This is a genomic window from Pseudorhodoferax soli (assembly GCF_003337555.1).
GTDB classification, from domain to species: Bacteria; Pseudomonadota; Gammaproteobacteria; order Burkholderiales; family Burkholderiaceae_C; genus Pseudorhodoferax; species Pseudorhodoferax soli.
Genome location: NZ_QPJK01000005.1, coordinates 333,039 through 354,219, shown reverse-complemented (window position 1 = coordinate 354,219; position 21,181 = coordinate 333,039). Strand labels below are relative to the sequence as shown.

General features: G+C 68.0%; 18 protein-coding genes. 11 read left to right on the top strand and 7 right to left on the bottom strand.

The features are described from left to right. Positions 1 to 51: 51 nt before the first annotated feature. Both DES41_RS19510 and DES41_RS38460 read left to right on the top strand, forming a co-directional pair. Complete coding sequence (locus DES41_RS19510; protein ID WP_114469315.1) at positions 52 to 1,218, top strand: mandelate racemase/muconate lactonizing enzyme family protein; 1,167 nt, start codon at positions 52 to 54, stop codon at positions 1,216 to 1,218. Positions 1,219 to 2,914: 1,696 nt separating this feature from the next. Next, positions 2,915 to 3,706 (top strand): THxN family PEP-CTERM protein, encoded by a 792-nt coding sequence (locus DES41_RS38460; RefSeq protein WP_170168230.1) that lies wholly within the window; start codon positions 2,915 to 2,917, stop codon positions 3,704 to 3,706. 407 nt (positions 3,707 to 4,113) lie between these two features. On the opposite strand, the gene DES41_RS19500 is transcribed toward DES41_RS38460, so the two are convergent. The 6 genes from DES41_RS19500 to DES41_RS19475 form a co-directional block, all read right to left on the bottom strand. Continuing rightward, the gene (locus tag DES41_RS19500; protein ID WP_114469313.1) at positions 4,114 to 4,308 is read right to left on the bottom strand and encodes a hypothetical protein; all 195 of its coding nucleotides are present in this window, start codon (positions 4,306 to 4,308) and stop codon (positions 4,114 to 4,116) included. Between the two features lie 1,129 nt (positions 4,309 to 5,437). Then, a complete protein-coding gene (locus tag DES41_RS19495) occupies positions 5,438 to 6,370 on the bottom strand; it encodes a flavin reductase (protein ID WP_114469312.1) in 933 nt (310 codons plus the stop codon). Continuing rightward, the gene (locus DES41_RS19490) at positions 6,367 to 6,735 is read right to left on the bottom strand and encodes a VOC family protein (protein WP_245965781.1); all 369 of its coding nucleotides are present in this window, start codon (positions 6,733 to 6,735) and stop codon (positions 6,367 to 6,369) included. The genes DES41_RS19495 and DES41_RS19490 overlap by 4 nt, the downstream gene beginning before the upstream one ends. An 8-nt stretch (positions 6,736 to 6,743) precedes the next feature. Then, complete coding sequence (locus tag DES41_RS19485; RefSeq protein WP_245965780.1) at positions 6,744 to 7,526, bottom strand: SDR family NAD(P)-dependent oxidoreductase; 783 nt, start codon at positions 7,524 to 7,526, stop codon at positions 6,744 to 6,746. Between the two features lie 297 nt (positions 7,527 to 7,823). Continuing rightward, on the bottom strand, positions 7,824 to 8,810 hold the full coding sequence (locus DES41_RS19480; protein ID WP_114469310.1) for a Bug family tripartite tricarboxylate transporter substrate binding protein: 987 nt from the start codon (positions 8,808 to 8,810) through the stop codon (positions 7,824 to 7,826). Between the two features lie 32 nt (positions 8,811 to 8,842). Then, on the bottom strand, positions 8,843 to 9,919 hold the full coding sequence (locus tag DES41_RS19475; RefSeq protein ID WP_114469309.1) for an LLM class flavin-dependent oxidoreductase: 1,077 nt from the start codon (positions 9,917 to 9,919) through the stop codon (positions 8,843 to 8,845). A 140-nt stretch (positions 9,920 to 10,059) separates the two neighbouring features. On the opposite strand from DES41_RS19475, the gene DES41_RS19470 reads away from it, so the two are divergent. Continuing rightward, positions 10,060 to 11,001, top strand: coding sequence for a LysR family transcriptional regulator (locus DES41_RS19470; RefSeq protein ID WP_245965779.1), 942 nt, complete (start codon positions 10,060 to 10,062; stop codon positions 10,999 to 11,001). Between the two features lie 7 nt (positions 11,002 to 11,008). Here DES41_RS19470 and DES41_RS19465 read toward each other — a convergent pair whose 3' ends face one another. Beyond that, entirely contained in the window at positions 11,009 to 11,890 is an 882-nt protein-coding gene (locus DES41_RS19465; RefSeq protein WP_114469307.1) for an SMP-30/gluconolactonase/LRE family protein, read from the bottom strand. Between the two features lie 354 nt (positions 11,891 to 12,244). Here DES41_RS19465 and DES41_RS19460 point away from each other — a divergent pair, with 354 nt between their 5' ends. From DES41_RS19460 to DES41_RS19425, 8 genes are read left to right on the top strand one after another with little or no spacing between them, the layout of a single operon-like run. Beyond that, entirely contained in the window at positions 12,245 to 13,015 is a 771-nt protein-coding gene (locus DES41_RS19460) for an enoyl-CoA hydratase/isomerase family protein (protein ID WP_114469306.1), read from the top strand. A 2-nt stretch (positions 13,016 to 13,017) separates the two neighbouring features. Continuing rightward, positions 13,018 to 15,159 (top strand): acetate--CoA ligase family protein, encoded by a 2,142-nt coding sequence (locus DES41_RS19455; RefSeq protein ID WP_114469305.1) that lies wholly within the window; start codon positions 13,018 to 13,020, stop codon positions 15,157 to 15,159. 8 nt (positions 15,160 to 15,167) lie between these two features. After that, positions 15,168 to 16,370: an acyl-CoA dehydrogenase family protein gene (locus DES41_RS19450; protein ID WP_114469304.1), complete on the top strand. Its 1,203-nt coding sequence runs from the start codon at positions 15,168 to 15,170 to the stop codon at positions 16,368 to 16,370. 2 nt (positions 16,371 to 16,372) lie between these two features. Continuing rightward, positions 16,373 to 17,329, top strand: coding sequence for an acyl-CoA dehydrogenase family protein (locus DES41_RS19445; RefSeq protein ID WP_114469303.1), 957 nt, complete (start codon positions 16,373 to 16,375; stop codon positions 17,327 to 17,329). Between the two features lie 16 nt (positions 17,330 to 17,345). Next, positions 17,346 to 18,104, top strand: a complete 759-nt coding sequence (locus DES41_RS19440; RefSeq protein WP_114469302.1) for an SDR family NAD(P)-dependent oxidoreductase — start codon at positions 17,346 to 17,348, stop codon at positions 18,102 to 18,104. A gap of 13 nt (positions 18,105 to 18,117) precedes the next feature. Next, on the top strand, positions 18,118 to 19,341 hold the full coding sequence (locus DES41_RS19435; protein ID WP_114469301.1) for an SDR family NAD(P)-dependent oxidoreductase: 1,224 nt from the start codon (positions 18,118 to 18,120) through the stop codon (positions 19,339 to 19,341). Next, complete coding sequence (locus DES41_RS19430) at positions 19,338 to 20,114, top strand: carboxymuconolactone decarboxylase family protein (RefSeq protein WP_114469300.1); 777 nt, start codon at positions 19,338 to 19,340, stop codon at positions 20,112 to 20,114. Before DES41_RS19435 ends, DES41_RS19430 begins: the two co-directional genes overlap by 4 nt. Positions 20,115 to 20,157: 43 nt before the next feature. After that, positions 20,158 to 21,126, top strand: coding sequence for a Bug family tripartite tricarboxylate transporter substrate binding protein (locus DES41_RS19425; protein WP_245965778.1), 969 nt, complete (start codon positions 20,158 to 20,160; stop codon positions 21,124 to 21,126). Positions 21,127 to 21,181: the final 55 nt, after the last annotated feature.

The window sequence follows — 21,181 nt, the reverse complement described above, 5'->3', positions numbered from 1 at the left end:
GCCAATCGTCCGGCAGACCACACATTCCCGACCGACATCCACCGAAAACCCATGCACCATGCCGACCCCTCTCTCGCCTTCGAAGTGCAACGCCTCGATGTCTTCGTGTTCCGGGCGCCTGCAGATCCACCTGTCCAGACCTCCTTCGGCATCATGCGGGACCGCCCCGCCGTGCTGCTGCGCGTGCGCGATGCCGAGGGCGTGTCGGGCTGGGGCGAGATCTGGTGCAACTTTCCGATCGTGGGCGCCGAGCACCGGGCGCGCATGGCGGCCTATTACCTGCGCCCGCAGATCGAAGGCCGGCGCTGGGACAGCCCGCAGACCTGTTTCCGGGCGCTGAGCGAAGCCTTCGCCGTGCTGGCCATCCAATGCGGCGAACCCGGCACGCTGCACCAGATCGTCGCGGGGCTCGACGTGGCCCTGTGGGACCTGCTGGCGCGCCGCGCCGGCCAGCCGCTTTGGCGTTTCATCTCCGACCGCAAGGAAGCGGCCTGCGCGCCCATCCCGGTCTACGCGTCCGGACTCAACCCAACTTCGCCGGAGAAGCTGGCCGCCACGAAGCTGGCCGAAGGCTACCGCGCGTTCAAGCTCAAAGTCGGGTTCGGCGCGGCGCGGGACGACGCGAACCGGCACGCCATGCGCGAAGTCATCGGCCCCGACACACCTTTCATGGTCGACGCCAACCAGGCCTGGACGCTGGACGAAGCGCTGCAGGCCGGCCGCGCCATGCAGGACCATGGACTGGACTGGCTCGAGGAGCCCATGCGTGCGGATGCGCCGCTGCGCGATTGGGAGCGCCTGGCCCGCGAGCAGCCGCTTGCGCTGGCCGGTGGCGAGAACCTGGCCGGCGTGGACGCCTTCCACGCGTTCAGCGCCAGCCCGGCACTGTCGGTGCTGCAACCGGACCTGGGCAAGTGGGGCGGCATCACGGGCTGTCTGGCGGTCGGGCGGCTGGCCCTGGAACGCGGCAAGCTGTTCTGCCCGCATTGGCTCGGCGGCGGCATCGGCCTGACCGCATCCTTCCACCTGAAGGCCGCCGTGGGCGGGCCCGGCTATGTCGAAGTGGATGCGAACCCGAACCCGCTGCGCGAGCTGCTGGCCACGCCGCAGTTCGCGCTGCGCGATGGCGCCGTCCTGCTGAATGCAGCGCCGGGCCTGGGGGTCGAGCCGGACCTGCAGGCGACGCGCGATTTCGTCGTCGGCGCGGTCGAGATCTGAGGGCGATTCAACAAGCCGGCAGACCAGGCCGCTGTGGCAGCAGGAAAGCAAGGTGCCGACTGCGGTTTCACGCTCGCGAAAGAGCGCACCTTCCTCGCCTGAATCAGCACTGCGGTGGCGTCTCTGGGGGCGGCATGGTTGGCGGCACTGGCCATCTGGCCCTGCCGACTTCGGGGAGGACCGACGCCCCGCTGCGACAGTCAATCACGCTTGATTCACGGCTGCCAATCACCGTGATGACGGTGGCCTTCGCTGCGTCGGCGGTGGGGGCCTTGTGGTCCTGCAATGGCCGCTCATGGCAGCCTGGCGCGCATGCCCGGCCTGGAACCCAACGCAACGCGCTGGCCCACCGCCGCAGGACGACCGCGGCCACTGGAAGGAAACCAGCGCAACGCGGAAGTCATTGCGAGCGGCAGCGACCGCCTGAAGCAGATCCGGCCGCCGCCCGCCAGGGTGCCGGCCTCGTCCAAATATGCCCTGCGTCCGAGTGCGTGGGCAACCACGCCGGAAACGGGATGATCCTCCTGGCAGAACTGGCTGCGCCTCGATGACGCTGCACCAGTCGGCCGTCAGATCACTTGGCAGGGGCGCTGGGCTTCATCTCCCCAACGCCGCCTTTTTTGTCCGCCTTCTCGCCGTTGGCTTCGATAGAGGGCGTAGGAGCCGCTTTGCGCTCTCCTGCGGTCCCGCGACCTGACGAGTCCGAAGAACCGGTTGCTGGCTTGCGCTCAGCCGGCATACGTGCTTTCTCCCCGGTGGACTCGGTCGTAGGCGCAGGGGCCGTACCGCCAGCAGCGGCTGCCCCACTCCGCGCGCCCATGCCCGGTGATCCGGTTCCCGCAATTCCCGCCTTTGGACCCGCTGGTGCAGTGCCCTTTTCCCCGTTGGCCTGCGCGGAGGGCGTCGGCGCACTCTTCGATCCCCCCGCGTCGCTTTGGGCAAACACATGCATGCTTGCAGCTTGCGCAAGAACCAAGGCTGAGGCCAAAACTAGTTTCTTCATTTCACATCCTTATGAAGTGGTCCGCCGCACCGACGGTGGTGCTGTTAGGAACGAAGCCAGCCTAAGAATCTGCGCATGCCGAGCCAGTAGGACATGAGGCAATCGGCACGCAGGTGCTTTGCATCGGCGCGACGGTCAGTGGCACCGTGAGGCCAAACCGGGTGGCAGGCATAGCGCATGGCTTCGTTCTTGCGCGCGCTGTCAGCCAAGGACGCCAACGGCCTGAGCACCACGTGCGAATACTCCACCGGCAGCAAGAGGCCCGGCGGCAGCCCAAGGCTGCGCTGCCGCGGCCGGGACCGATACAGCGCCGGCTGTAGCAGTAGCCGCGAGGCTTCATTGGGCAGGCAGTGTTTCGCGGACCGCGGGTTTCGCACGCCGAACCGACGCGAGCAAGCCGCAGGACGCGCTATCGCTGCTTCAAATGCCGCCCACTGTGTCCAAGCGGGCCAGACGAGATTCCCAACTTCTTCCTGCGCGGTCCACAGCGGTGCCCCTGTTTCTGGCGACGTAGCCCGCCATGCTTGTGCAAAATTTCACGTCGAACAATCTGTCACACCGTTCCGATTCAGGCCGTGCTTCTTTCCGCAAGTTATTGATCTGAAGAGAAAAAGACTACATGGCACGTTGTCTGCATTGTTTCCAGAAGTTACAACCGTGGGCTTGAGACCAAGCCCAGACCACTGGACACATATGCTCTCCTTCGCTACCCGGTTCGGCCTCGCATCTGCAGTTGCCCTGACGTTTTCCTCTGCATTCGCCGCGCCCATCACCACCTGGAACTACTCAGTCACCAGCGTCTTCGTTCCGGCCGAAACCACTTTCAATGCGGCGACGGGCCAAGGCATCAACAACAGCACGAAGGCCGCCGGCACCTCGGAAATCAGCTGGGGCCGCAAGAATGGCAAGGTCGGGGTCGACCGCAGCGCCCTGCAAATCAAGAACAGCCCGAACATTGGTGATGGCAAGCTGGTCACCAACGGCGCCAGCAACGTTGCAAACACGTATACGCACGTCAACAACAACAACATCGGCACGGGCAGCATCTCGCTGCATTCGACGACCATCCTGGCGACGTTGAAGCTCACTGCAGACGGCTTCGATCTGCCTGCCCAGGTGGCGAAGTACGCGATCAACTTCTACGAGACTCCGAACAGCGGTGCCTGCCCGGAGTACAGCATCACCAAGTGCTCCGACATCTTCGTGCTGGATGGTCCTTTGAGCGCCCAGTTTGAGTACAAGGACTACCTGTACACGGTGACGTTCGCATCCAATCCCGACCTGATCGAACTGAAACCGTCGACCTGTGCCCTGACCGGTGCCGCCGCGGGATGCCTGGGCTTCATCACCCAAGAGGGCATGGCCACCGATGTGAACTTCAACCTGCGCATCGAAGCCCAGTACGTGCCGGAGCCGGCTTCGCTGGCATTGCTTGGCCTGGGCTTGGTCGGCTTGGCTGCTGTTCGGCGTCGCAAGCAAGCCTGATTGGCTTCACCCTTGCAAGGCAGCCCGGCTTCGGCCGGGTTTTTCGTTTTGGCCTTTGAGCGCGAGAAATCTTCGCGCCGGTCGCGCTGATTCCGATCGCACATCAGGCGCAGCCGAACCGCGGAGCTAGGAGTCCTGGCGAAGTTTGGCAGTCGCCTGACGCGCTTTGCTGATCTGGTCCAACCTGGAGCCGGCGGCCAATGCGCCACGCGCAAGGAATGCGATGAGGGTGAAGGCGGTCAATGCTGCAAGCGTCATGGAAACGTCCAACCGTGTGGTTCTGAGCCGGTAATGCGAGCAATCTTCGGCACGTCTGCCCAGTACATGAACCGGTGCAAACCCTGCTTCAACTGCAGTTGGCTACTGTCGCGGTCGCTTGGACAAAGGGGATCGCCCCCCGCCCAAGCTCAGCGCCTCCTTCTTTTGGCAATCACGGCCATGGCAACGACCGCCGCGCCGATCGCCCAGCCGTCGTCTGAAAACCAGCCGGCCTTCGTCAGCGCATCGACTTGCGACGTGGAAGGCAGATCGGACAGGGGTTCAAACCCTGCGACGGCGGACATGGACAGAGCACAGGCGACAGCGATGAGGACGCGCTTCATGGGTAAGGGCAGAGCCGTGCCTGGCAGGCCACGTCGGATGAGGCGACAGGAGCCAATAGGCGCGAGGAAGATGGACCAGCACAGAGTGCGGGGTGTGCCCAATGGTGCAGGAGAACGCCCGAGGAGCCGGCGACTTTCCGCACGGATGGCCATTGCATCGGACCCATCTGCGGTCCGAGGCACTGGGCATGGACCGTGACAGAAACTCTGGCTCCGGACTAGAACGACAAAGCCGCCCGAAGGCGGCTCGTCGAGGGTGCGGTGAGACTCAGAGCGTGTCGTCCCTTGCAGCAGCTAGGATGGCTGGCGCAGTGCCTCACTGTGATCGGTATGCAAACGCAGCGCCTCGCTCCAACAGACGGCCCTCATTTCGCCCCCCCCCATAAGGGTCTGGATTCTCACGGGTTGCGGGTTTGTGCGCCAACGCGGGCACCTCGCCTGTCTCGGCCAAGCTGTTGAAGCGACGCAGGACCAAGGCGCCGATGGCGTAGGGCGCACGCGTGAGGCGCGCGAAGAAGTCGCCCAACACGCCGTGACCGAACAGCAGCTCACCCTCATTGGGTAAGTCAGATCCATCCAGTGATCGCCAGGCGATGCGCCGGCCGAACTCCTCGGCCACGACGCGCGAATCCCATCTGACATTGCCCAGCCACTTGGCAAGTGCCTTCCAATGCCAAAGCCCGCCTGCAATGGGACACGTTGGCGATCTGCGCCATCAGCAAACGCTGACGTTGAAAGTCGAGCTAGAGGCAATCGAGTTCATGGAGCTTCCGGTCAATCGGCAGTGCGCAGCGCACTCCGTGCGCCTGGCCCGAAAGCGGGGGAAGATTGGGGTGCTCGACTGGTGGTCATCGCGATTGGCGCTCCTTGATGTTGATTCTTGCGCGTTCAGGCGTCGTCCCTGTCGCCTCTGACTTGACGCAGCGCCCCCAGCAATGACGAGGACTGCAGCCGACGGAACGCCGGCGCGGTGTCGCGGGCATGGCCAGTACCGACGCGTGCTGCACACGGCAAAGCCGAAGAGCTGGTCGAGCGCTGCGGCGTGTAGCAACCAGAACCCAGTACATGACGCTGCTCGGCGCTTGAGCGCCCCGCCCGTACCCCGGGCGAGAGACGAACGACCCTGTTGCTACTCCGGAGTGTCCCTGCGCAGCGTGGCAATCAACTCGTCCAAGGCCGCAGTCGCGCCGTCCGCATCGCGGTCCCGCAGGCAGCGCACGACCTCGCGGCGCAAGGGAAACACGTCGGGCCGAGGAATCGAAGGGGTCACATGCAAGAGGCGTTCGCGCAGCACGGCCGTCATGGTCTGCGCCATGAGCCGCAGCGCTTCGTTGTGCCCAGCCTGTGCGATGGACGAGAAAAAGCGCGCGAGCGCCTCGATGCGTTGCGGCGCGGCAAGCAGGCCCTGGTGCCGTTCGATCTCGTCGGTCGCGGCCTCGATCGCGTCCACCTCGGCCCCCGAGGCGCGTTCGCAGGCCAGGCGCAACAGCGTGCCATACAGCGCGCGGTAGGCCTCGTCGATGGCCGGCGTGTCCAGCCGGCCTTCGAGCACCTGCTTGCGCAGCGACTCGGCCAGCATCATGTAGGCGCCCTTGTAGAACACCAGCGCATGCTCGCTGGAGCCGGTGCCCATGTGCCGGACCTCGCCGATGAAGATGTCGTGGTCGCCGGCTTCATGGCGGGCATGCACGCGGCACTCGAAGCTGGCCAGGCAGTCGTCGATCAGCGGCGTGCCGAGAGGGCCCGGCGCCCAGTCCACGCCCTCGAACTTGTCGGCGATCTTGCTTGAGGCGAAGCGGCCGGACAGCGCGTCCTGGCTCTGCGACAGGATGTTGATGGCAAAGCGCTCGGCCGCCACGAAGCTGCCCAGCAGGCTGCTGGCCTTGCGCAGGCTGAACAGCACCAGCGGCGGCTCCAGCGAGACGGAGCTGAACGAATTGCAGGTCAGGCCCACGGGCTTGCCATCGGCGGTGGTCGTGGTGATGACCGCCACCCCGGTTGGGAAGCAGCCCAGCAGCTGGCGGAACAGCTTGGGGTCGATGGCCGCCGTGATGTCGGTCATGGTGCGGGTGCCCCCTGGCGCTTGAAGAGTTGAACGGTGTTGCCCTCGGGGTCGCGCAGCGAGAGCACGGCGCCATGCGCGCCCATGTCGCGCGTGCCCAGCACCTCGCCGCCCGCGGCGGCCACGCGCTCGGCGGTGGCCGTGAAGTCGTCCACCTCGAACACCATGACCACGCCGGAGGTGGCCGGTACCGCTTCTTCGCGGCAGGCCAGGGCCACGCTCGTGTTGCCGACGGCGTACTGGATCCATCGGTCGTGGTCGCGGAACTTCAGCTGCAGGCCGAGGGCCTGCGCGTAGAAAGCATGAAGTTCGGCGGGCCGCTCGGCCACGACGAAGACGTTCTGCAGGCGTTTGGGCGATTCCATGGCGTGTCTCATTGGTCGGGTTGGTAGAGGTTGCTCAGCGAGGCCTTGAGGAAGCCGCCGTCGACCACAAGGTCCTGCCCGTTGACGTAGGCAGACGCGTCGCTGGCCAGGAAGCACACGGCGCCCGCGATGTCGGCTGGCAGGCCCAGGCGCCGCGCGGGAATGCGCGCGGTGCGGCGCTTGAGCACGCCCTCGTCGCGGTAGTGCGGCTCCGACAGCGGCGTGCGCACCATGCCCGGGCTGACCGCGTTGGCACGCACGCCGCGCGGCCCCCACTCCACCGCCATCTGGCGCGTCAGCGCCTGCAACGCGGCCTTGGTCGCGCCGTAGGCGCCCACGCGCGAGGGCGACTGCGCGGCGATCGACGCCACGTTGACGATGCTGCCCGCCTCCTGCGCGAACATCATCGGCACCAGCGCCTGCGCGCACAGCAGGGCGCCGCGCAGGTTCACGCGGAAAACGCGGTCCCACAGCTCGACCGGCAGCTCTTCCAGGCCGACGGGCTGCCCCGTGATGGCCGCGTTGTTGACCAGCACGTCGCAGCGCCCGAAGCGCGCGCGCGTCAGCCCGGCCATCGCCGCGATGGACGCCGGGTCTGCGATGTCGCAGTGCACAGCCAGCGCGCCATCCGAGTCGGAAGGCGTGGCGGCGTAGCCGATGTCGGCCTGCACCACCTGCGCGCCCATCGCCCGCAGCTGTTGGCAGATCGCCAGGCCCAGCCCGCCGGCTGCGCCGGTGACCACGGCCACCCTGCCCCGCATGGCCTGGCTGTCGAAGCTTGGCGCGGTCATCTGCACCACACCGTTACGGCGTGCATCGCCGAGTTCTGGCTGACCTGCTGCGAGGTCTGGTGCCAGCCACGTTGCTGCGCGAGGATGAAGACGCCGAGTTCCATAGGTTGCTCCGTCGTTGATGAGTGCGGTCCGATGCAGCGAATTTTCTGGCTGCCCCCTGCGATCGGGAATATGGGAACGGCGTGGTTCAGTCCTGCAGAAAAGTGCAGGATCGAAGGCAATCGAGAGCCGCATGCACCAAAGACAACGGGGCCCAAGGCCCCGGTTCTTTGGCAAGTGCAAGCGATCGGCTTCTTACTTGTCTTTCAACTCCGTCACGCGTGCCAGGCCTTGCCAGATGGCCGCGTCTTTCCGGATCGACGCGGCGTATTCCTTGGCCGTGCGGGCCACCGGCACGATCATGTTCTGCCCCTCGATCTTCTGGCGCACCGCATCGGTCTTTTGCAGCCGGTTGATCTCCTCGTTGAGCCGGTCGACGATGGCCTGCGGCGTGCCGGCCGGCGCGAACACGCCGTACCAGCCATCGGCCTCGAACTTGTAGCCCTGCTCGGCCAAGGTGGGCAGATCCTGCGTGGCGGGCCAGCGTTGCGAGCCGGTCTGGCCCAGGCCCACGAGCTTGCCCGCCTTCATGTGGGGCAGCGGCGACTGGATGTCGGTGAAGCCCACGCTGATGTTGTTGCCGATCAGGTCGGTCACTTCCGTGACCAGTGTCTTGTAGGGGGCGTGCGGCATGTCCAGGCCGTAGTGCGCCTTGATGCCTTCCATGGCCAGGTGGCCCGACGAGCCCGTGCCCCAGGAGCCATAGGCCAGCTTGCCTGGGTTGGCCTTGGCGTAGGCCACCATGTCCGCGAGGTTCTTGAAGCCCGTGCCCGGATTGGCCACCAGCAGGATGCCGGCCGCACCCACCTGCGCCACGGGCGTGAGGTCCTTCTCGGTGTCGTACGGCATCTTGGCGTGGATCACCGGGTTGATCAGGATGGCCGACGACGGCGCGAACAGCAGCGTGTAGCCGTCGCCCTGCGCCTTGGCCACCGTGTCGCAAGCGATCAAGCCGTTCGCGCCCGCCTTGGGTTCCACCACGACAGGCTGCTTCAGTGCCCTGGACAGGGGCTCGGCGATCAGGCGCGCGAAGATGTCGCCGCCTGCGCCGGCCGAGCCGGCCACCACGATGCGGATCGGCCGCGCCGGCCATTCGCCCGTGTTGGCCAGGGCCGGGATGCCGCTGCCCAGCAGCAGGCTGCCGAGCAGCAGGGTTCGTCGGTGGATGGGTGTGTGGCTCATGGGGGTCTCCTTCATTTTTCGGTGCGCGGTGCTCAGGCCGCCACGGCGTGCGCAGCCGGGTTGCGCGCCAGTTCCTTCTGGATGGCGGGAATGATCCGTTCGCCCCACAACTCGATCTGCTTGAGCATGGTCTTCTGGTCGAAGTCGCCCAGCTGCGTCTGCAGGGCGATGTGCTTGGGCCGCAGGATGCTGATCTCTTCCAGCATCTTGTCGATCACCTGGTTGATCGGGCCCACGGGCAGGTTCTTGCGCAGCTGCTCCATCGTGGGGTCGGTGTCGGACGGCACTTCCTTGACCATGTAGCCGTCTTCGGATTGGGCCCGCCGGTACTTCAGGCTTTCGGAGATGCGCCTTTGGAAGCGCGCGCAATCCAGGTAGGCATCGATCTCGGCGTTGTTGTCGCTGGCGTAGGCGCAGCGCAGGAAGCCGAACTTCACATCGCGGTCCAGGTCCTTGCCGTTGTCGCTGGCGACCTTGTCCAGGCGTGCGCGCAGGCCGCCGATGGCCTCGTTGCCGTTCAGCAGCGCGGTGACGAACAGGTTGTGGTTCTCACGCACACCGCGGCCCAGCGCCACCGGGTTGCCCGAGGTGATCCACAGCGGCGGCATCGGCTCCTGCACGCAGCGCACGGCGATGGACGAGCGCGGCATCTTCAGGAACTTGCCCTCGTACTCGAAGATCTTCTGGGTCATGCCCAGGTGCAGGATGTCCAGGAACTCGTTGTAGATGGCGCTGGCGTCAGCGATCTTCACGCCGAAGCGCTCGAACTCGAACTCCTGGTAGCCCGAGCCCACGCCCAGGTCGAGCCGGCCGTTGGACACCGTGTCGGCAAAACCCACCTCGGCCAGGAAGCGCGCGGGTTGGTAGAGTGGCAGGATGCAGACCGCCGTGCCCAGGCGAATGCGTTGGGTCTTGGCGGCCATATGGGCCACCATCATCAACGGCGAAGGCGACAGCGAGTAATTGTTGAAATGGTGCTCGGCATACCAGGCATTATGAAAACCCGCCTGTTCCGCCGCGACGGTCTGCTCGATCGAGTTGTTGATGACCTGCCGGGATGTCTGGTGATAACCCCGTTGCTGGGCAAGAATGAAAACGCCGAATTCCATGAATATTCTCCGCAATAAGAGCCGCCGAATGAGCAGCCGAAAGGCTTGCCAAATTCTAGGGAGCCACGCCCATTCAGCTACCGCAGAAACTGCAGATGTGAACTGCAGAATCCGGGGGATTCATGGATAGGTTGCGCGCCATGGAGCTCTTCCTGTCGATCTCGCAGACGCGCAATTTCTCGGAGACGGCACGCCGCTTCGGCATCTCGGCGACGGGCGTGTCGCGCATGATCACGGACATCGAAGAGGAGCTGAAGGTCAAGCTGCTGCTGCGTTCCACGCGGCAGGTCACGCTGACCGAATCCGGCCAGGAGTACGCGCGCCAGCTCGAAGGCATCCTGTGGCGCATCAACGAGCTGCAGAGCAACATCACCGCCATCAGCACCGCACCGCAGGGCGTGCTGCGCGTGCATTCGCGCGTGATGTTCGGCCTGGGCGTGCTGCCGGCGCTGATCGCGGCCTTCCGCAAGCGCTACCCGGCCATCCACATCGAGCTGACGCTGACCGAGGCCGCCGTCGACCTGCGCCGCAACCAGTTCGACATCGACTTCCGCATCTCGCCGCCCGAAGAGGCGGGCGTCAAGCGGCGCAAGCTGTTCCAGAGCGACCGCCACCTGGTCGCCACTCCCGCCTACCTGGCCGCCAAGCCCGCCTTGCGCCAGCCACAGGACATCCTGGCGCACGACTGCCTGGCTTACCAGCTGCCGGGCGACCAGACCACCTGGCTGTTCAAGCAAAGCGAGGAGCACACCGAAATCGCATTCCAGCCGCGCCACCTCTGCAACAACGGCATCGCGCTGCTGGAACTGGCGCGCCTGGGTGAGGGCCTGGTATTGCTGGACGACTACACCGTGGCCAACGACATCCGCATGGGCTGGCTGGTACGGGTGCTGGAGGACTGGCGCATCAGCAACAAGGGCTTCGACGAGGGCATGTACGCGACCATCCTCGACACGCCCATCGTCCCCGCCAAGATCCGCCTCTTCCTGGATTTCGTGGCCGACCACGTGGCTGGGCCCGAGCTGCGCTTCGCCGCCCACGGCAAGGCCGCCGGGCTGCACGCGCCCACCGCCGACGCCTGAGCTGGATCTACAGCGCCAGCCGGCACACCGGCCGTGCCAGGCCAGCAAAGCCCAGGCCCGTCAGCTTCAGCACAGCGCCATCCAGCGGGCCGGTGGCCTGCAACCGCCCGCTGTCGCTGATGCTGGTGACGAACAGGTCGGCCAGGCCGGGGCCGCCGAAGCACAGCGCGCTCGGGTGCGTCACCGGCACATCGATCTTGTGCGTCAGCCGGCCCTGCAGGTCGAAACGGGCCAGCGCGCCCACGCGCACCAGCGCCATCCACAGCCCGCCCTCGGTGTCGAAGGCGCAGCCGTCAGGACCTGAACCGTATTCCTCGGTGCGCACGAAGACCTGCTTGTCGGCCAGGCGGCCGTCTGCCTCGATGCGGTACGAATAGACCACGCGCTCGCTGCTGTCGGCCACATGCAGGCGGCCCGTCAGCGGGTTCACGCAGGGGCCGTTGGTGATGCCCAGCCCCTCGTCGAGCCGGTGCAGGCGCAATTGGGGATCGAGCCGGTAGAGCCCGCCCAGCGGCGCCTCGCCGGGCACGCGCGGCACGTGCATGGTGCCCACCAGGAAGCTGCCGTCGGCCAGCGCCGTGCCGTCGTTCAGCCGCAGCTGCGGATGGCTGGCCTCGATCCGGGCCAGGGTGCGGAGTTGCCCGCTGTGCAAATCGAGCGTGGCGATCTCTTCCTTGAGGGCCAGCACGATGCAATCTGCGCCATCGCCGTGGAACGCGAACGCGCCCAGCGGTGCCGGCGCGGCGTGGCGCGCCACCACCGCGCCCGTGCCCGCATCCAGCGCCAGCACCAGCCCGGCGCGGCAGTCCAGCAGCCACAGCCGCCCGCCGTGCCACACCGGGCATTCTCCCAATGCGGTTTTCAAATCGCCGAGGCGCTGGATATTCATGGTCGACAAGGGAAACTCAGAAACTGCAAACTCATTGGCGTTGGCCGACATTCTCTTGTTCGCCATCCATCGAATATCGGCGCGCTGAATCGTACCCAGCCAGGCCGCGCCAGCAAACGGCGAATCCTTCGTTTTTTGCAGAACAGTACTCCGGATTCGACGAGAGTGAATCGGGGCCCGATTTCTACAATCCAGCCAGCGTATCGACACTGAGACAAACCAGCGCAGGCCACCCGGCTTGCGAAGCCAGGACAAGAACTTCCCGCGCAGAACGGGCTGTTTGTCACCGAGTGCGATGTCTCGTCAATCTTGCGAATCTTGCTGCGGCAAGCTGGCTTTCACAAAGGTGGTCTTATGAGCGAAGAATGGGTGCGTTTGGAAGTTTCCGAGGGTGTAGGCCTGGTCACGCTGGACCGCAAGCCGGTCAACGCGCTGAACCGCGACATGCGCCGCATGATCGTGGCCACCTTCGATGCCATCGCCGAGCGAGACGACATCCGCTGCGCGGTGCTGACCGGCACCGGCACCATGTTCTGCGCCGGCGCCGACCTCAAAGACCGGCCGAACGCAGAGGTCATGGGTGACTTCCTGGAGCACAACCGCATCACCCGCGAGACCGGCAACGCCATCCGCGAGTGCAGCAAGCCCGTCATCGCCGCCATCAACGGTGCGGCCCTCGGCGCGGGCTTCGGCCTGGCGGCTGCCTGCGACATCCTGTATGCCTCCGAGAACGCCACCGTGGGCATGCCCGAGATCAACGTCGGCCTGGCCGGTGGCGCGTCGATGCTAAAGACCCTGTTCGGCCGCTCCACGCTGCGCCGCATGTTCTTCACGGGCCAGCGCCTCACCGCGCACGACCTGCTCAAGCGCAACGTGATCGAGGACGTGGTGGCCGAGAAGGATCTGCTGCCGGTGACCATGGCCCTGGCGCGCGAGATCGCCGCCAAGGCGCCGCTGGCCATCGCGTATGCGAAGCGCGCCGCCAACATGGTGGATGTGATGCCGCAGCGCGACGCCTACCGCTTCGAGCAGGAGTTCACCGTCGCGCTCTCCAAGACCGAGGACGCACGCGAGGCCCGCATGGCCTTCCTGGAAAAGCGCGCACCGGTCTTCAAGGGGCGCTGAGCATGCTGACCCAGGTTCAAGCGGCGCCCGGCGTCGGGATGGATGCTTTCTTCACGGCCGCCAGCGTGGCCGTGGTGGGCGCCTCCGACGACATCACCAAGATCGGCGGCCGCCCGGTGCAGCTGCTGCGCAAATACGGCTACGCCGGCGCCATCTACCCCATCAACCCCAAGGGCGGCACGCTGCAGGGGCTGCAGGCGTACGCCTCTGTTCTGGACACGCCCACGGCGCCGGAACTGGCCATCCTTGCCGTACCGGCCGCTGCCACGCTGCAGGCCGTGCGCGACTGCGCCGAGCGCGGCGTGCGCGGCGCGATCGTGCTGTCCACCGGCTTCGCCGAGGCCGGCCCCGAGGGTGCTGCCGTGCAGGCCGAGCTGGTGCGCGTGGCGCGCACGCACGGCATGCGCCTCTTGGGCCCGAACTGCCTGGGCGCAGTCAACGTGGTGGACAAGCTGGTCGGCTCCTTCTCCGTCGCGCTGGAGCAGAGCCTGCCGCCCGCGGGGCAGGTCGGCATCGTCTCGCAGTCCGGCAACATCGGCAGCTTCACCATGCGCAACATGGCCGACCGCGGCCTGGGCGTGAGCCGCTTCATCGCCACCGGCAACGAGGCCGATGTCGACGTGGCCGACGGCATCGCCGCGCTGGCCGAGGACCCGGCCACCACCATCATCCTGTGCTGCATGGAGACCTGCCGCCACGCCGGCCGGCTGGCCCAGGCGCTGGACATGGCGCGCCGCCGGCACAAGCCGGTCATCGTGCTGAAGATCGGCGCCACGGCGCAGGGCCAGGCGGCCGCCGCCTCGCACACCGGCGCGCTGACCGGCTCCGACGCGGTGTTCGACGCCGTGTTCCGCCGCCATGGCGTGCTGCGCGTGCGCTCGTTCGAAGAGCTGCTGGATGTGGGCCACGCCGCCGTGCTGCTCGGTGCGCAGCGCCTCCCCACGACGGACGCGGTGACGCTGGTGGCGGCCTCGGGCGGCTTCGGCATCATGATGGCCGACGCCATGGTGCAGGCCGGCATGACGCTGCCCGCGCTGGGCGAGACCACCCAGGCCCTGATCCGCGAGGCCGTGCCGGCCGCCGGCACCAACAACCCGGTCGATGCATCGGCCCAGATGTCGGCCCGGCCCGACATCCTGCTGAAGATGCTGACGGCCTTGCAGAACGATGCGAACGGCAGCACGCTGGTGCTGCTGCTGGCCCTGTCGCTGTACAACCCGCGGCTGCGCTGCGTCTACCTGGAAGCGCTGGAGAAGATCCGCGCCAGCCACCCGCATCGGCTGCTGGTGCTGATCAGCCAGGGCCCGCCCGATGCGGTGGCCGAGATCCGCGCGCTGGGCATCCCGGTGTTCCCCAGCATCCCGGCGGCGGCCACCGGCCTGGCCGGCCTGGTGCGGCTCGGCCAGCTCACCACCCTGCCCACCGCCGCGGCCTACGACGGCCCGCGCGACGCGGTGGACCCCGCCGTGTTCCGCAACGAGTTCCATGCCAAGAAGGCACTCGCCGCGGCCGGCATCTCCGTGCCGCGCGAAGAGATCGTGGGCTCCGCCGACGATGCCGTGCGCAGCGCCCGCGCCACGGGCTACCCCGTGGTGCTGAAGATCGCCTCGGAAGACATCGCCCACAAGACCGAGATCGGCGGCGTGGCGTTGAACCTGCAAGACGACGCGGCCGTGCGCGACGCCTTCGCGCGGCTGATGGACAACGCACGCCAGCACGCCCCTACCGCGCGGCTGGACGGCGTGCTGGTGGCGCCCATGGTGCGCGGCGGCGTGGAGTTGATCGCAGGCGTCTCGCGCGACCCGGTGTTCGGCCCGGTGGTCATGGTCGGCCTGGGCGGCATCTACGCCGAGGTGTTGAAAGACGTGGCCGTGCAGGTGGCCCCCGTGTCCGAAGACGAGGCGCTGCGCATGATCCGCAGCCTGAAGATGTTCGCGCTGCTGGACGGCGCGCGCGGCCAGCCCAAGGCCGACGTGGCCGCCGCCGCGCGCACCGTGGCCCGGCTCTCCGAATTCGCCTGCCGCCACGCCGCCGACGTGGCCGAGATCGACATGAACCCCATCCTGGTGCGGCCCGAGGGCGAAGGCGTCCTCGTGCTCGATGCGCTGATGGTTCCCACCTCCCGCAACCCTTCCGCCCACTGAAGCCGCCCATGCAAATGGACAAGAACCCGGCCATCCCCGACGCCGCCGCCGGCCCGGCCGTCTACCGCCAGTACGCGCGCCAATGGTTGCGCGCCAACCTGCCCGCGCACATGCGCGCCGACAGCGCCGACTACCGCACGCCCACGCTGGACGAATGCCGCGACTGGGAAGCGGCGATGTACCAGGCCGGCTTGGCCGGCATGACCTGGCCCAAGGCCTATGGCGGCCTGGGCCTGACGCTGCGCGAGCACCTGGCCGTCAACAAGGAAGTCGGTGCGCTGGCCATGCCCGAGAGCGTGAGCTCCATCGGCAAGGAACTGGCCGGGCCGATCATCCAGACCGTGGGCACGGAGCAGCAGAAGCTGCAGTTCCTGCCGCGCATCCTGTCCATGCAGGACTACTGGTGCCAGGGCTTCTCGGAGCCCGATGCTGGCTCCGACCTGGCGCGCCTGCGGACCAAGGCCGTGCCCGAGGGCGACAGCTGGCGCATCGACGGCCAGAAGATCTGGACCAGCGGCGCGGCCAAGGCGCACTACTGCCTGCTGCTGACGCGCACCGGCACCGTGGCCGACAAGCACCGCGGCCTCTTGATGTTCGCCGTGCCCATGGACACGCCCGGCATCCGCGTGGTGCCAATCAAGTCCATCGACGGCAAGGAGTCGTTCGCCGAGGTCTTCTTCGACAACGTGGTGGTGCCCGACAGTGCGCGCCTGGGCGCACCCGACGAAGGCTGGAACGCGGCCATCCGCGTGCTGTCCATCGAACGCGCGACCAACCGCATGTACCGCGCCTGGCGCTTCGAGTGCGAGCTGCGCCAGCTGATCGCGGCCTGCAAGTCGGACCCGCAACTCGCCCCGCTGCTGGACGACGGCCACACCCAGCGCCGCATCGGCGAGGTGGTGGGCGAGATCGACGCACTGAAGGGCCTGGTCGAACGCACGGTGCGCCAGATGGTGGCGGGCGAGAAGATCGGCGCGCGCGGATCGCTGACCAAGCTGTACTGGTCCGAATGCCACCAGGCCTTCGCAGCGCTGGCGCTGTCGCTGGTGTCGCACGTCACGCCGCGCTCCAGTGCGCTGGCGCAGCGCGCCCGCAAGCACTTCACCACCGGCTACCTGTTCGCCCGCGCCGAAACCATCTACGCCGGCACCACCGAGGTGCAGCTGGACATCATCGCCGACCGCATCATGAACTTGCCCAAGGACCTCTGACCATGTCGGACCAAGACCTCCAACCCGAAGAGTTCGCCCAGGCCGCGGCCGCAGCCATCGCCGATGCGCTGGGGCGCAGCGCGCGCGAAGCCGCCCAGGTGCTGGCCAGCGCCGGCCTGTGCGGTGTCTGTGCCGACGAAGATGCCGGCGGCCTGGCGCTGGGCACGGCCTTCGCGCTGCCCATCGTGGCCGAGGCCGGCAAGCTGCGCCTGCAGTGGCCGCTGCTGGAGACCATCCTCGTCGCCAAGGCGCTGGGCACGTCCCCGCTGGCAGAGGAGCTGGCCGGCGGCACACGTATCGCCACCTGGGCTTTGCAGGGCAGCCTGCAGGACGGCTATGCCGGCCAGGCGCGCCATGCCCGCACCAGCGACTGGGTGCTGGTGGCCGACGGCCAGGGCGGCGCGGCCCTGCTCGACCTGGCCACCGTCCAGATCGAGGACGACGCCGCGCTGGACCCGGAGCATCCGCAGTGCTGGCTGGGGCTGGCCGATGCCAAGGTGCTGGCCACGCTGGATGCCGCCACCTTCGGCGCGCTGCAGCGCGAGCGCGACATCCTGGTCGCCGGCTTCGTCAACGGTGCGGCCGAAGGCGCGCTGGCCACCACCGCCGCCTACATTGCGACGCGCGTGCAGTTCGGCCGCCCGCTGTCGGCCAAGCAGGCGGTGCGCCACCTGCTGGCGCGCATGCGGCTGCTGCAGGAGGCTGCCAACGCGGGCATCCAGCGCGTGCTCGATGCAGACGAAGACGGCCTGCCGCGCAACGCCCGGCCCGTGCTGGCCAACGCGCTGTCGAGCGCCGCCTTCGTGCTGGAGAAATCCATCCACCTGCACGGTGGCATGGGCTTCACCTGGGAGCTGCCGCTGCATGTGTCGCTGCGCGAGGTGCGCAAGTTCGACGCCGCCTTCGGCTCGGGCGCGCTGGCCAGCCAGGTCGGCCGCGACTTCATCGCGTCCGTGTGAACACCAGGGAACATTGATGCACCAAGACCTCTCGGGCCGCGTGGCCCTCATCACCGGCGCCGGCGCCGGCATCGGCCGCGAGACGGCGCTGCAGATGGCCGCGCGCGGCGCCATCGTCTGCGTGAACGACCTCAAGGAAGAACTCGTCGCGCCCGTGGTGGACGACATCCGCACGCGCGGCGGCCAGGCCTTCGGCGCGCCAGTCAACATCGCCAGCCGCGAAGGCATGCGCGAGGCCATCCAGCGCGCTTTTGCACACGCCCAGCGGCTCGACATCCTGGTCAACAACGCGGCCTGGGTGCGCTACCAGGCCATCCCGGAAATCATGCCGGAGACCATCGAGCGCATGCTCGACGTGGGCTTCAAGTCCGTCATCTGGAGCCTGCAGGAAGCGGTGGCCGTGATGGACCCGCAGCGCGGTGGCTCCATCGTCAACGTGGCCTCGGTCGCGGCGCTGCGCTCGGCCGCCAACTCGGTGGTGTATTCGGGCATCAAGGCCGGCATCCTGGGCATCACGCGCGCAGCGGCGGCCGAACTGGGCCCGCGCAACATCCGCGTCAATGCCGTGTGCCCGTCCGCCGTGCCCACCGAGGGCACGCAGCGCAACCGCAATGCCGAGCGCGACGCCAACCGCATCGCCCGCACGCCGCTGGGCCGGCTGGGCACGGTGCAGGACATCGCGCGCAGCATCTGCTTCCTGGCCAGCGACGAGGCGAGCTTCATGACGGCGCAGGCGCTGACGGTCGACGGCGGCATCACGCTCACCAACATCTGAGGCGGGCCGCCGAATGCAGACGGTTCTGATCACCGGCGCCGCGTCCGGCATCGGGCGCGACACGGCTCGGCTGTTCGCCGCCGCAGGCTGGCAATGCGTGCTGGTCGACCACAACGCCGACGCCCTGCTGCAGGTCGGCGCCACCCTGCCCGCGCCCGCTGACGGCGCGCACATGTTGCACGCCATCGACCTGCTCGCGCCGCAGCAGATCGCCCGGCTGTCCGCGGGCACGCCGGCGCTGGACGCCCTCGTCAACAACGCCGGCATGTCCGATGCGTCGAACACACCGCTGGCCCAGCAGAGCGCCGCCCAGATGGGCCGCCTGCTGGCGCTCAACCTGGCGGCGCCCGCCGCCGTGGTGGATGCCTGCAGCGCGCTGCTCTTGCCTGGCGCGCGCGTGGTCAACGTCTCGTCCGGCGCGGGGCTGCAGGCCATCCCGTGGCGCGGTGCCTACAGCCCGAGCAAGGCCGGGCTGATCGCGCAGACGCAGGCACTGGCGCAGGCGCACCCGGAGTGGTGCGTGACGGTGCTGGCACCGGGCTTCGTGCGCACCGAACTGGTGGAAGGATTGATCCAGGCCGGCCGGCTGCAGCCCGACGCGGCCGTCGGCAAGATTCCGCTGGGCCGCATGGCCGCGCCCGCCGAAATGGCGCAGGCGCTGTTCTTCCTGGCCAGCCGCGGCGCGCAGCCCTTGAGCGGGCAAACCCTGGCGGTGAACGGCGGCTCGTCCATCTACGGTGGCAGCCAGCGCTTCGCCCCGGCCGAGCTGGCGCCGCAGCCCCTGGACCTGCCCTTGCGGCTGGAGGTGGTGCGTGGCGACACCGCGCCATGGCAGGCCATCGCGCCAGCCAGCCCATCCGCCGCCCACTACGCCGCCTGCCTCGACCTGTCGCCGCTGCACGCCGCACCGGCCGGCCTGCTGCAGGCGGTGCATGCCGCCGCCGCCCGCTTTGCCGCGCACCACACGCAGCAGGCCAGCCTGACCGTCCTGCTGCCGCGCACGCAGGCCGCCCGCTGGCAGGACGCCGGCGACGCCGCCGCCGCCCGCATGCTGGTGGCCACGCTGGCCTGCGAATGGGGCAGCCGCGCGCTGCGCATCAACGCGCTGGAGGTGGCGCCGCAGACACCGCCGCAGTCCCTGCATGCGCTGCTGCGCTATGTGTGCGGGGCCGCTGCGCAATACCTGACCGGGCAGACGCTGGTCTGCCGGGCCACCGCAGAACAGGAGACGGCATGAGCACACACAGCACCGCAGACACCGCCACGCGCGAACAGACCAAGGCCTTCTTCATCGCCGAACGCGGCTACTGGCGCCCATGGACCGAGACCCTGCTCGACGTCAACCCGGGCTTTCTACAGCAGTACGCGCGCTACGCCGGCCACCCGGCGCGCACCGGGCCGCTGACACCGCGCATGGTCGAGCTCATCTACGTGGCGCTGGACGCCTCGTCCTCGCACCTGTTCGCCTCCGGCCTGCAGACCCATTTGCAGCGCGCGCTCGAGGTGGGCGCCACGCAGGCCGACATCTTCGACGTGCTGCACCTAGTGGCCGTGCAGGGCGTGGCCAGCGTGTGCCAGGCCAGCGACATCCTCGCCGAGTTGACCGGGTCGCCCGATGCGGCGCCCGCCATCGACACCCCGCTGCAGCAGCGCATCGACCGCGTCGGCCCCGCGCACGCCCTGCCGCTGGCCCAGCTTGCGCAGCGCGACCCGGGCTATGCCCAGGTGTTGCTGGACTTCATCGAGCACGGCCGCCCCGAAGGCGGGCTGACGCCGGCCGAGCGCAGCACCGTGCAGCTGGCCCTGCATGCCTGCTTCACCGCGTTCAACGCGCAGGCGGTGCGCCAGATCGCGGCCACCGCGCTGGCCCAGGGCGTGCCGGCGGCCGAACTGCAGCAGGCCATCCAGCTGGGCGCCCACCTGGCCGTGCACGGCACGGCCCTGGGTGCCACCGTGTTCCAGCAGGTCCAGGACGGCAAAGACGCCACTGCACCGGCAGCCGGCCGCTGACTGCGCCCTGCCCCACATTTCAAACAACCGAGGAGACACCTTCATGCGCATGCACACCTTCATCTCCGGCCTGCTCTTGTCCCTGGTCGCCACGATCGGGATGGTCGGCCCCGCCCAGGCCCAGCAACCGGCCCGCATCATCGTGCCGTTCCCGCCCGGCGGTGGCACCGACCAATACGTGCGGCTGCTGGCGGCCGAACTCACCAAGCGCGGCACGCAGGTGATCGTCGAGAACAAGCCGGGCGCCAGCGGCATCGTGGCGGCCGACCACGTGGCCCGCGCGCGGCCCGATGGGCAGACCATCCTGATGTCCTCGCTCGGCATCCTGGCCAGCAACACCGTGATCTACGACAAGCTGCCGTACGACCCGGCCAGGGACTTCGCGCCGGTCACGCAGATCGCCTACCAGCCCTCCATCCTGGTCGGCCGCATGGACCTGCCCTTTCAGAACATCAAGGAGATGGTGGCCTATGCCAAGGCCAACCCCGGCAAGATCAACCGCGGCTCGCCGGGTGCCTCCATCCTGACCAACCTGGCGCCCATGGCCTTCGAGAACATGGCCGGCATCAGCACCACGCACATCCCGTTCAACGGCGATGCGCCGGGGCTGCAGGCGCTGCTGGGCGGGCAGATCGACGTGCACGGCACCTCCATCACCGGCCCGCTGCAGCATGTCCGCGCCGGCAAAATGCGGGTGCTGGGCGTGATGGACAGCAAGCGCATGCCCCAGGTGCCCGAGGCGCCCACCTTCAAGGAACAGGGCTACGACATCGAGGCGCTGCTGTGGTATTCGCTCTCGGTGCCGGCTGCCACGCCGCGCGACACCGTTGACCGGCTGAACCGCGCGGTGAACCAGATCATTGCCGACCCGGAGTTCGTCACCCGTGCGCGCGCCATCGGCATGGAGCCGCGCGGAGGGACGCCCGAGGAGCTGTCCACGTTCATCAAGACGGAGTTCGACCGCTGGGTGCCGCTGCTGCAAAGCCTGCAGCTGCCGAAGCAGGCGCTGTGACGCAGGTGCCGGGTACCGCTGGCAAGCTCCCGCAGCGCGCGCAGTGCTGGCGCCA